Raw genomic sequence first — 11,663 nt, 5'->3', positions numbered from 1 at the left:
CATATAGACGAAGTGCCTATAAAAAGCGGACCAAGAATTCACTTGGTCCGCTTTTTTTGTGCTGATTATTAGTTTGTTGAAGGAGAGCTGGCTACGCCTCTCCACCGTTTCAGATGAGGCAGCTGTTCGGCGAGTAATTTGCGGGCGACAGCCTCATCCATTCCTTCTTGAACCAAGTAGCCTGTACAAATGTCAGACATTTCTTGCAGCGTAATATCAGGCTGTTTAAATGCTCCATCTTCGTAGCAGTATACACAATAATCTTCGATCTTTTGCCCTTCCTTGTTCGTTCCAAGTAAATCTTCCGTAGGCATAGGCATCCCACAGCTTTGACAAAATTTCGGTTCGCCTTGCATTTGCCCTACATGCTCTTGATTCATATACAGCACTCCTTTTAAAAGTATGCGAAGCTTATGAGCACTCGCTTTAAGTACATTATAGAACTATGAATCTGACGACATACCGTCAGGTTTAAAGCGAGGTTGCATATTTTTTGGCAACCCCAAGAGCCAACTCTCCAAGCTTCTGACGAATATGTTCCGGCTCTAGCACTTCTAAAGCCGTTCCGAAGCTGAGCAAGAAACCATAGAGCCATCCGTCCTCGGGATAATGGATGGACACGTTATATCCACCATGTCCGTCCGGTTGAAGCTCAGTGGAGTCAAAGCGATCTTCCGCTAGATGTCTGCCTTCAGCTGTGAAGTGCAGAAGGATTGGCGACACTACTAAGGTTGAAGTCACTCGCTGATAATCAGTGCTCCAGGGCAGCTCATGCATGTCCCTATCTTCTCTAATGAACTCCCGTTTTTCTTTAACGAGTCCTTTCATACGATGCAGCTTGAATAATCTGAAATCCTGGCGTTGCAGGCAGTAACCATACAAGTACCATGCTTGTCCTTTTAAGACTAAAGTATAGGGCTCGACAGAACGCTGACTGGACTGCCCCTCGGCATTGACATAATCAAAGGCCACAGTTCTGTTTTCTTCCAGCGCCTCTTTTAGAGTTGCAATCTTCTCTTCTAGGATAGGCTGAAGACCCCAAGGAGAGAAATCGATGATAAGCTGGGTCGTTTTGCTTCGGAAAGCGGCGGTCTGTGAGGGCGGGATTACGCTACTGATCTTCTCCATGAGCAGAGTGTGTTCAGTTCCGCCATAAGAGGAGACGCTTTGCAGAGCGGAGAAAATATCAGCCAGCTCGCGGTCGGTCAATACATTGCGGTCTAACCGGTAGCCTTCCATAAGGCCGATACCACCACCCGATCCCTGATAGGTGACGATAGGAATTCCAGCCCCATTAATACTTTCAATATCACGGTAAATGGTACGCACGGACACTTCGAACATGTCGGCGAGCTCCTTCGCCTGAATGAGACGCCGGTTCATTAGTAGAATGACGATAGAGAGCAATCGATCAATTTTCAAAAGGTAGAGCCCTCCTTTTCGGATAATTTCGTTATGTAATGATGTACTACATCTTAGCAAATTCTTGAAAATAAAGCATGGATGGAGCCTCGGGCGCTGGGTTTTGCTGGGGGAGCAGGGTTCTCTATAATTGCTATACTGTTGGCAGGGTATGCGTTGATACGTAGTAAAAAGAGCGGTGAATTCACCGCTCCTTGGAAGGTTTTTTAATCTGGGCCTGAATCCGAGTGGCAGCTTTGCCAGGGAAGAGGCGGGCACCAATGTTTTTGCGATAACGGTAAATGATCACAAGAGCTGCTATTACTGCACCACCAGAAATAATCCAAAGCGCATATGACTCGAACAAATGGAAGATGCCCATCCACTGTGGACCAAACACCTTTCCGATGCTAAGAAACAGTACTACCCAGAATACGGCTCCACTATAAGCATATAGGGCGAATTTACGGAAGGGAAGCGCGATAATACCAGCAAAATAACCTGTAAAGTGCCGTACCCCTGGAATGAAATAACCGATAAAAATTAGAAAGCTTCCGTATTTCTCAAACCATTTCTGTGTTTTTTCTAGCTTAGTAGGTGAGAATAGAAACCATTTTCCATATCGCTGGATAAAGGGCATACCGGCTTTTAATCCGACAAAATAGGTGAGGGTCATCCCAGCTGTGGTGCCTGCAAAAGCAACTACAATTAGCGTAAAGAAATCAAGTCTCCCAGTATAGGAAAGGAAACCGGCAAACGCCATAGTGGTCTCTCCGGGAAAGGGCAGGGCAACGAACTCGAGAAGTAATCCAAAGAATAATACGCTATATCCATATTTGGTGAATAATTCTTGTATAAAACTCAGCATTTCCATAAGATTGTCACTCTCCAAGAGGCAGTTGCCTTATTCTATTTTACAGCTTGTCTTCATACAATCTACCAAATGGCTTTTAAGCCAATAGAATGCTGGAGGTAGAGAAGATGAAGGGTAATAAAAGCGCACACAGCCGCCGAAAGTTGATAAGCGGATTGCTCGTTATGGTTGTAATATTCATCGTAATGCTCGGATGGAGTATAGGGAAAAACTTGAATTCATGGGAGCTCCGATCCTTGCAGCCCGCTAGCGCCGAGTCTGTATCTGTTAAGAATAAGCTTACCGCAGCGACGATGCAAGATTTGCCATCTGCAGTAGAACCACTCGCTTCTGCATCTCCGGAAGTTCACTCCTCTTCAAGTGCGGCCCTTACTGTGACTCAACTCCCTCAAGCTAATGGGGTAGAGAAAATATCCAAGGTTTCGACAACGAGTTCTGCAATCACAGCAGCCAAAAAATCTAAAAAAACAGTCTATATTACATTTGACGACGGACCTAGCGATAACACCTTCAATGTACTTGAAATTTTACATCAGGAAGGTGTGAAGGCAACCTTTTTTGTTCTTGGTAATCAAGCGAAAAGCCATCCTGAGCTCATCGACTCCATATGGGAACAGGGCCATGCGATTGGCAATCATACCTATAATCATAATTACCATGATTTATATAGTGGATTCACGGAATTTTGGAATCAAATTAAACAGACTGAAGAGATTGTTCAGGGGATTACAGGGGTTCGGCCACAGCTTATCCGCGCCCCAGGTGGAACCTATGATCATTTTGATAATACCTATTTCAATTTATTGAAGCAAGCAGGTTATAAGGTGATGGATTGGACGGTGGATAGCGGCGATTCTAAACGGAAAGGCGTGCCAGCCTCAGAAATTTTGAAGGAATCCACAATGGATATGAAGTCTTCCCAGGTTATTTTGCTGCTACATGATGGTGGCGGTCATCAAGAGAGCGTCAAAGCGCTGCCGGACATTATTGCACGCTATAAGGCGGCTGGATATGACTTTGGCCTATTGGATGAAACGGTAGAACCTGTACAATTTAGAGTCTCTTCAAAAGCCGCTAATTTGGGGCGAAAAAAGCCTTCAGAAGCTTGGGTCGCCTCAAATATCACACCGAATACGGAGCTCTTTGCGCCTGGAAAGCCATTGATTCTGGAGGTCGGAAAGCTGGAGACGAAGCTGAATCCCGGGGAATATTCCGTGCGAAATGGACAGTATATGGTTCCGCTTCGTGCTGTAATTGAACGGCTTGGAGGGCGAGTTAGCTGGGATGTGAATAGCCGAAGTGGAGAAATAGATTGGAACGGGAAAGCGGTCATTGCCGATGTAATGAACAAACAATTGATTCTAAACCATCCTGATAAGGGTCAAAAGACAATCGATGCGAGGGTAGAAATGATTGGTGGATCGATCTGGGTATCGCTACGAGAACTGCTGGAGACAACAGGTCATCCTCCGCTTAATATAAGCGTTACTGAAGTAGAACGCCGGGTAAAAACATTCTGAAAGAAGAGCTGAGGCTGTCTAGTAAAAAGAAAAAACAAATGTCTGGGCACCCTTTTTCATGGGAAGAATAGATAGTAATAAGTTCCTGAGCTAGGAACAAGTCTATGACCAAAGGATGGGTGTCCCATTGTCCTCTTCATCACTAATTGATCAATTGAAGAAAGATGCCGGAAGTGTCAAAAGCTTCTCTTATCCGCGTAGCCGAAGTGCTCTGATGGAATGGTTAAGGATGCTAACTGTGGCTGGAATTATAGGTGCTTTATATGTTTGGCGAGGAGGTCCGTCTTTGCTGTTTCTCCTGATCGTTGTTGGAGTTATTATGCTCGGTGGACTTATGCTTCAGCTCTCTGGTCCACGGACGATTAAGCTAGTTCGTACAATTACTCCTGCGAGACCGATGGCTGGTAATACACTTCATGTGAAGGTAAAGCTGAGCTTCTCTTCTCGGTTGCCTCTCCCTTGGATGACCATTGCCGATTATTGGGGTGATAGCCATCATCAGAAGCTGCTATTTCCTGGATTCAAACGTTCTTTTTCATACACATATACGATTGAAAATTTATCTCGCGGCAATCATCATCTGCTGGGCTGTAGAGTAACTTGGGGAGATTTTCCGGGTTGGTTCACGGGAAGATCTGAACCGGATGGAGGACAGAGTTTTAAGGTGCTGCCAGCGCCTTTATACTTTGGTGGAACTGTACCAGATAGCGGATTTATGACGGGTGACACCTTGTATTCTAGACGGGGAAGAAGCATCAGCGATGAGGCTTTGGAATCCAGGGATTATGAGCCAGGAGATCCACTTAGCCGAATTCATTGGAAGAATAGTGCAAGAACGGGGGCGCTGCAGAGCAAAGTTCCAGAACGGGAAAAGGCAAGAATGACCTGTATCGTATTGGCTAATGACCCGCTCAACTACGAGGTTCCTACAGATGCGCTTAAACCTCGTGGGAGCCGAGACGATTCGCCTCCAGCATTTGAGAAAGCGGTGTCGACAGCGATGGGGCTGCTGCTCTCCGCTGAGCGTTCAGGTGCTTATGTTCAGTTGTTTAGCGGCGGTTGGCCAGAAGGTATGGCTAGACATGAAGGTCTGGGTAAAATCCCAGGGAGAGTGCTGGATATTCTGACTGAAATTTCCCTGGATGGCACTAGAAACCTGTCGCTGCTGCTTGATGATGCTTCCCGCGGCTGGATTCCGGGGATGACAGTAGCCATTATTACGGGACGGCTAGAAGAGGAATCTGCCAAGGTGATTGCCAAGTTCTTGATGCAAGGTGTGAAGGTGGAGCTTTATTATGCTTGGGACCAATCAGCACCGAAGCCAGGGGAGGCTCGCCAGCCTGGAAGGGGAACTGTCGGAGATAGTTTGGCTCGTCTTGGAGCACGAATGTTTTGTCTGGATGATGCATTGCCAGCATTCAGATTCAGGGAGGTAGAGTTCCATGAATCATCCGGAAAACCAACACTACGGTAAGGGAAAATCGGGTGATACAGAACTGGCTATGAATGGCTTTCAGTTCAATTTGGGGCAAATAGAGAACAGACATGCCGGTAAGCAGAGAAAAGTGCCTCTGTACTATCGTTTGCTGTTCTCTTTGGCCATTATGGGGCTATTTATTGAATGGTTACTCCCTTTATATAGGTCTGCTTTATTAGAAGATACCTCCAAGATGCTACAAGTTCTAATGGTATTGGCGGCGGTGTTGCTGTTATGGGGGATATTTCAGATTCCGGGGTGGCTACTGCTAAGTATTCAATTTCTTATTACTGTTTCAGCATGGCTTTACTTATGCAGTGGGGGCGAAGGCATAGGGTGGTTAGGGATTTATGCGGACGAAATTGCGAATGATCTCATTCTGCTTCTTTCTGGACATGTTTCTCAGTTAAGCGAGATCAGCAGGCTTTTGATATTGATTGTAGGTTGGGGACTATTGGTATCCTCAGTACAGCAGCTTGCACTCTTCCGAGGGAGTACAGTGCTATTCACAGCAGTTACAATCATTTACTTGCTGATCTTGGATATGGGCTTTGACGTCAATACCACAATGGATATTGTGATATCCATGGGTCTTATTTTTTGGATGCACGCGATGAGTGGTCTCCTGCGTCTTCAAGAACGTGAGGGAGTTACTACACTGCCTTATGCGCGTTGGGGAGGGCTGACTTTGGCGACAGCCATTGTCGTGATGGCAACAGCATGGTTCGGTGGGCAGCTGCTCGGGGCAAGACCAACCAGCGAGCTTACGTTGCAATCGACATTTCAGAAGCTGCAGACTTGGGCTTCAGGCCATTTGCCAGATGATAAGGCGTCTAATGCTTCTGGAACAACAGGGTATAGTTCGAATGACGGTGAACTCGGAGCCCCGTTATCCCGCAATACTGAACCAGTCTTTACAGCTATAACTAGCGAGCGTACTTACTGGCGAGGTGAGAGCATTGCTTACTATGATGGCCGCCGATGGATCAGGGGGGGCGAAGAGTTTATGCCGCTTAATCTGTCCGGTATTCCAAAGAATTCTTCATTGATGCTAAGCGGTGAAACTAGGAAACGAACACTTCAACAGCGAATACAATTTGCCACCCCTTCTTCCGGGGGAATTCCTTTATTCAATGCGGGAATAATAACTGATGTTGAGTCGGTTGAACTCTTGGGCGGAAGTAAATTGGGATATGTGCTGTCTAACTTAGACAGAGAGAGTTTTCGTCTGCCTGATTCAATAGGCTCTGCACGGATCACAGAATATTCAGTGGAATCCTTACTTCCTGAGAGCGATCCAGTACTGCTTCGTGGTTTAAGCAGTAACGATCCCCAGGAAATTATGGGCAAGTATTTGCAATTGCCAGATTTGTTACCCGTACGAGTGAGAGAGCTGGCGGAGATGCTTACAGCTTCTTCAGGTAACCGCTATGACTCCGTAACTGCCATTAAGGATTACTTACAACATGGATATTCCTATACGTTGAACACAACGGTTCCACCATCCGGATCTGATTTTGTGGATCACTTTTTATTTGAGACAAAACAAGGCTACTGTGTTCATTTTGCAACAGCTATGACCGTACTGCTGCGCAGTGCAGGAATTCCTGCTCGTTATGTCCAAGGCTTTGGGCCTGGGACCTTGCAGGACGATACTATGCCGGCGAAGTATTTAGTCACCCAGGGCGATGCCCATGCTTGGGTGGAGGTCTATTTCGCCGGCGCCGGTTGGGTCCCATTCGACCCAACGCCTGGCCCCGCCCTTGCCGCCGGCTTCGCCGCACCGGCGCTGCCTGCGGCAGCCTCGCTCGCGCCGCAAGCTGCGCGAAACGCGGGCTTGCCCGCCCTGCCGCTGGCGGGCGGGACCTCTGCAGCGCCGCTCGCTGCCGCGGCGCTGCTTCCCGCCGCCGCTTGGCGCTGGCGGCGTAGCCTGGCTCTGCTGCTGGCCGCGCGCAGCGCCAGCAGCATGAGCCGCGAGAGGCAGCTGCGCGCTGCCTCTCTAGCTTGGCACGGGCTGGCGGAGCGGTATGGACCGCCGCCGCCCGGTGTCACTGGCAGGGAGTATGTGGACTCCCTGCAGATCTACGATGCCGGACTAAGCGAAGCCGTCCGGCAGTTCGTACGCCAGTGGGAGACCCTGGCGTACGCGCCCGCGCCTTCAGCCTTCGTCGCGGCCGATCCCGCGAAGGAAATGCCTACAATATCTGCAACGTCTAGAATTTCAGCAAGGTCGATGATATCTGCAATCCCTGCAATGTCTGCGGCGCCAGCATCACCTGCAGAGATCAGCGAGCTTACTACTCATGATGCGTCCGCGTTTATGCGCGAATGCCTGATCATCACCTTCCGGTTAACTTAATCGGTCAGAACAGCTGATGCTGCTATACAATTCCTTCCATGGAAAGGAATGTTCTTCATGAAGTTTAACTCTCTCCTATTATGAGAAGTGTGTTCTCCTTTCCTTGACGATGAGAATTAACCATGAGTATAATGAATCCAATAATCAAGGGAGGCTCGTAATGAATAAGCCAAATGAAATTATCGTCGTTCTCGATTTTGGGGGACAATACAACCAACTTATCGCGCGCAGAATTCGGGACCTGGGAGTATACAGCGAACTTTTGCCGTACAATACGCCAGTAGACAAGATCAAAGCACTTGCACCTAAAGGGATTGTCTTCTCTGGTGGCCCTAGCAGTGTATATGCTGAAGATGCTCCACATGTAGATCCAGCGATCTATGATTTAGGAGTACCGATCTTCGGTATTTGCTATGGTATGCAGCTAATGGCTCACCAACTTGACGGTAAAGTGGAACGCTCCGCTAAACGTGAATACGGTAAAGCCGATATTGATTTTGAAGAAGGTACTGCACTCGTTGCTGGGCTAGAGAGCCGTCAGACGGTATGGATGAGCCATGGTGACCATGTGGTTGAACTTCCAACAGGATTCAAGCTGAATGCAGGAACTGAAAGTGCTCCAATCGCGGCAATGAGCAATGATGAGCGTAAATTGTTCGCGGTTCAATTCCACCCAGAAGTACGTCACTCTGTACATGGTAATGAGATGATCTCGAACTTCTTGTATCAAATTTGCGGCTGCGACGGCAAATGGACGATGGAATCGTTTATTGATGAAGCTATTCAAGATATTCGTAACCAAGTTGGAGACAAAAAAGTACTCTGCGCACTTAGCGGTGGCGTAGATTCTTCCGTAGTTGCAATGCTTATTCACCGTGCAATCGGTGATCAATTAACTTGTATGTTTATTGATCACGGTCTTTTGCGTAAAGGTGAAGCTGAAAGTGTTATGGAGACCTTCGTAGGTAAATTCGATATTCATGTCGTGAAAATCGATGCACGCGAGCGCTTCATGAGCAAGCTTGCAGGTGTTGAAGATCCTGAACAAAAACGTAAAATCATCGGTAACGAGTTTATCTACTGCTTCGACGAAGAGTCGGCTAAGCTCGGAGATTTCGCATTCCTTGCACAAGGTACACTGTATACGGATATCGTTGAGAGCGGAACAGCTACAGCTCAAACAATTAAATCTCACCACAACGTGGGTGGTCTGCCAGAAGATATGAAATTCAGCTTGATCGAGCCGTTAAACACCTTGTTTAAGGATGAGGTTCGTAAACTAGGTGAAGAACTGGGAATGCCACGTGCTATCGTTTGGCGTCAACCTTTCCCTGGTCCAGGTCTTGCTATCCGTGTCTTGGGTGAAGTAACAGAGGACAAGCTTACTATCGTTCGCGACTCTGACTACATTCTGCAAGAGGAAATTGCTAAAGCGGGATTAGACCGTGAAATTTGGCAATACTTCACTGCCCTGCCTAACATGAAGAGTGTTGGTGTTATGGGGGATGCTCGTACTTATTCCTACACAGTAGGTGTGCGCGCAGTAACTTCCATCGACGGAATGACGGCTGACTGGGCGCGTATCCCATGGGATATCCTTGAGAAAATCTCCGTACGTATCGTTAACGAAGTTGAGAACGTAAACCGCGTAGTGTATGACATTACTTCGAAACCACCAGCAACAATCGAGTGGGAATAGGATCGGTGCAACTATAGATTTCAAAAAAACTCTCTTTTATTTGCGTTATTTAGCAAATAAAAGAGAGTTTTTTTATTTCTCAAGTAAAGGGTTGTGCTGGAGACGCCGTTTTCACAAATCTTTCATGAACACGTTTTGTTGAAAGGGCTTGCAACCCTCGAAAAGTTATGATAAATTGTACTTGTCTAAGAAATAGACAAGATAAACAAGTACATTTTCTACTAAAGGGGCCAATCAAAATGATGACTATTTCCAAAGAGACACCTCATATTAAACCGAACGGGGTAGAGATCGCTGAATCGATTCTGTTGCCTGGTGATCCTTTAAGAGCTAAGTTCATTGCGGAAACTTTTTTAGAAGATTACCAGTGCTTTAACGAGGTAAGAGGAATGTTAGGATATACCGGTACTTACAAAGGGAAGAAAATCTCTGTTATGGGTACGGGAATGGGTCCAGCGAGCATGGGAATTTATTCTTGGGAATTAATCAATGTATTTGGAGTTAAGAATTTAATCAGAATTGGTACCTGTGGTGCAATGCAAGAAAACATTGAGCTATACGATGTAATTTTTGGTATGGGAGCTGCAACGGATTCCAATTATGGTCATCAATATAATTTACCTGGACAATATCCACTAACGGCTTCTTTTGAGCTTTTGGAGAAAGCTAAGAAAATAGCAGATGATAAAGGACAAAAGGTTCATATTGGTAATATTTTATCCAGTGAAATATTTTATAATGCGGATCAGGCAGCTAATAAAAAGTGGCAGGATGTAGGGATTTTGGGTGTTGAAATGGAATCTGTAGCCCTCTATTGGAACGCTATCCAAGCACGTGTAAAAGCGCTGTGCATTCTAACAGTGAGTGATCATCTTATTACAGGAGCACAGACCACTTCGGAGGAACGCCAAACTGCATTTACTAAAATGATGGAGATCGCATTAGAGTTAGCATAAATGCTTTCCTTCTATGTGAAACTAATGTAAACGATATAAAGTTTATACAGCATGAGATATTGGAAGCCTGTTATGTAAAGTCGTTCCGGTTATATTATTTTTAATTACTAGATAAGGAATGAGAGTAGAATGAAGAAATTTAAACGTGTACATTTAATCGTGATGGATTCAGTAGGCATTGGAGAAGGAAAAGACGCGGATCAATTTAACGATGTTGGCTCCCATACCCTATTACACATTGCAGAACATATGAATGGATTAAATCTGCCCAACCTAGCCAAATTGGGTCTATCTAATATTGAAAAAATTTTGGGTGTTCCAAAAGCTGAGAAACCACTTGCTTATTATACTAAATTACAGGAAAAATCAGTCGGGAAAGATACAATGACAGGTCATTGGGAGATCATGGGTTTAAATATTGATCAACCTTTTAATGTGTATCCAAATGGATTCCCCGACGAATTAATTAAACAGATCGAGGACATAACTGGCCGAAAAGTAGTAGCGAATAAACCTGCAAGTGGAACGGCTATTCTTGATGAATATGGCGAGCATCAAATGAAAACAGGGGATCTGATCGTTTATACCTCTGCTGACCCGGTTCTGCAAATTGCAGCTCATGAAGAAATCATCCCATTAGAAGAGTTATATGATATTTGTGAAAAGGTTCGGGAAATCACCAAAGACCCTGCCTATTTAATTGGTCGTATTATTGCCAGACCTTATGTAGGCCAACCCGGGAAATTTACGAGAACCTCCAATCGTCATGACTATGCCTTGAAACCATTTCATAAAACGGTTATGAATAGCTTGCAAGACGGAGGTTATGATGTCATCGCCATTGGTAAAATCAATGATATTTTCGATGGTGAAGGCGTTACAGAATCCATTCGTACAAAAGACAATATGGATGGTATGGATAAACTGCTTGATGTAATTAAGAAAGATTTCACTGGAATGAGCTTTTTGAATTTAGTTGATTTCGATGCTTTATACGGTCATCGTCGTGATCCGGAAGGCTATGGAAGAGCACTAGAGGAATTCGATAAACGATTAGATGAGGTATTCGATTCCATCCGAGAAGATGATTTGTTAATCATTACGGCTGACCATGGAAATGACCCAACCTTCCCTGGTACAGACCATACTCGTGAGTTTATTCCTGTCCTAGTCTATTCCAAGCAATTAAAGGACAGTGGGGCATTACCTGAGCATGATACCTTTGCTGATATCGGTGCGACTATAGCAGATAACTTTGATGTTGATATGCCAGACAACGGTGAGTCTTTCCTGCCATTTCTTAAATAATTGATATCGCATAAAAACCTCCAAAGTTTCTTTTTGGAGGTTTTTACGTTGCGATTGAAGCAGAGAATG

General features: G+C 45.6%; 9 protein-coding genes. 6 read left to right on the top strand and 3 right to left on the bottom strand.

Annotation, left to right across the window (positions count from 1 at the left end; translation table 11 throughout):
- Window positions 1–68 precede the first annotated feature (68 nt).
- From NSQ29_RS24340 to NSQ29_RS24330, 3 genes are all read right to left on the bottom strand, one after another.
- On the bottom strand, window positions 69–380 hold the full coding sequence (locus NSQ29_RS24340) for a zinc ribbon domain-containing protein (protein WP_231573377.1): 312 nt from the start codon (window positions 378–380) through the stop codon (window positions 69–71).
- Between the two features lie 91 nt (window positions 381–471).
- Window positions 472–1,422 carry a helix-turn-helix transcriptional regulator gene (locus NSQ29_RS24335; RefSeq protein WP_341126311.1) on the bottom strand — a complete coding sequence of 317 codons (951 nt, stop codon included), beginning with the start codon at window positions 1,420–1,422 and terminating at the stop codon, window positions 472–474.
- Between the two features lie 184 nt (window positions 1,423–1,606).
- Window positions 1,607–2,275 (bottom strand): DedA family protein, encoded by a 669-nt coding sequence (locus tag NSQ29_RS24330; protein WP_076285863.1) that lies wholly within the window; start codon window positions 2,273–2,275, stop codon window positions 1,607–1,609.
- Between the two features lie 107 nt (window positions 2,276–2,382).
- Here NSQ29_RS24330 and NSQ29_RS24325 point away from each other — a divergent pair, with 107 nt between their 5' ends.
- The 6 genes from NSQ29_RS24325 to deoB all read left to right on the top strand — a co-directional run bounded on the left by NSQ29_RS24325 (window position 2,383) and on the right by deoB (window position 11,594).
- The gene (locus NSQ29_RS24325) at window positions 2,383–3,795 is read left to right on the top strand and encodes a polysaccharide deacetylase (RefSeq protein ID WP_341126310.1); all 1,413 of its coding nucleotides are present in this window, start codon (window positions 2,383–2,385) and stop codon (window positions 3,793–3,795) included.
- A 127-nt stretch (window positions 3,796–3,922) separates the two neighbouring features.
- A complete protein-coding gene (locus tag NSQ29_RS24320) occupies window positions 3,923–5,269 on the top strand; it encodes a DUF58 domain-containing protein (RefSeq protein ID WP_341126309.1) in 1,347 nt (448 codons plus the stop codon).
- Complete coding sequence (locus NSQ29_RS24315; RefSeq protein WP_341126308.1) at window positions 5,238–7,631, top strand: transglutaminase TgpA family protein; 2,394 nt, start codon at window positions 5,238–5,240, stop codon at window positions 7,629–7,631. The genes NSQ29_RS24320 and NSQ29_RS24315 overlap by 32 nt, the downstream gene beginning before the upstream one ends.
- A 160-nt stretch (window positions 7,632–7,791) precedes the next feature.
- A complete protein-coding gene (gene guaA / locus NSQ29_RS24310) occupies window positions 7,792–9,330 on the top strand; it encodes a glutamine-hydrolyzing GMP synthase (protein ID WP_341126307.1) in 1,539 nt (512 codons plus the stop codon).
- A gap of 242 nt (window positions 9,331–9,572) precedes the next feature.
- Window positions 9,573–10,286: a purine-nucleoside phosphorylase gene (gene deoD, locus NSQ29_RS24305; protein ID WP_379426044.1), complete on the top strand. Its 714-nt coding sequence runs from the start codon at window positions 9,573–9,575 to the stop codon at window positions 10,284–10,286.
- Between the two features lie 129 nt (window positions 10,287–10,415).
- Complete coding sequence (deoB, locus tag NSQ29_RS24300; RefSeq protein ID WP_042184699.1) at window positions 10,416–11,594, top strand: phosphopentomutase; 1,179 nt, start codon at window positions 10,416–10,418, stop codon at window positions 11,592–11,594.
- The last annotated feature ends 69 nt before the right edge of the window (window positions 11,595–11,663 follow it).

It is taken from the genome of Paenibacillus sp. FSL F4-0236 (assembly GCF_038000135.1).
GTDB lineage: Bacteria > Bacillota > Bacilli > Paenibacillales > Paenibacillaceae > Paenibacillus_AQ.
Note: the sequence above shows the minus strand (reverse complement) of the source record. Positions and strands in the feature narration are given on the sequence as shown.

Excerpts from the sequence above, each read along its gene's own strand:
- NSQ29_RS24330 (WP_076285863.1), bottom strand. The coding sequence starts at position 2,275 with ATGGAAATGCTGAGTTTTATACAAGAATTATTCACCAAATATGGATAT.
- deoD (WP_379426044.1), top strand. The coding sequence starts at position 9,573 with ATGACTATTTCCAAAGAGACACCTCATATTAAACCGAACGGGGTAGAG.
- deoB (WP_042184699.1), top strand. The coding sequence starts at position 10,416 with ATGAAGAAATTTAAACGTGTACATTTAATCGTGATGGATTCAGTAGGC.
- NSQ29_RS24340 (WP_231573377.1), bottom strand. The coding sequence starts at position 380 with ATGAATCAAGAGCATGTAGGGCAAATGCAAGGCGAACCGAAATTTTGT.
- NSQ29_RS24325 (WP_341126310.1), top strand. The coding sequence starts at position 2,383 with ATGAAGGGTAATAAAAGCGCACACAGCCGCCGAAAGTTGATAAGCGGA.
- guaA (WP_341126307.1), top strand. The coding sequence starts at position 7,792 with ATGAATAAGCCAAATGAAATTATCGTCGTTCTCGATTTTGGGGGACAA.
- NSQ29_RS24315 (WP_341126308.1), top strand. The coding sequence starts at position 5,238 with ATGAATCATCCGGAAAACCAACACTACGGTAAGGGAAAATCGGGTGAT.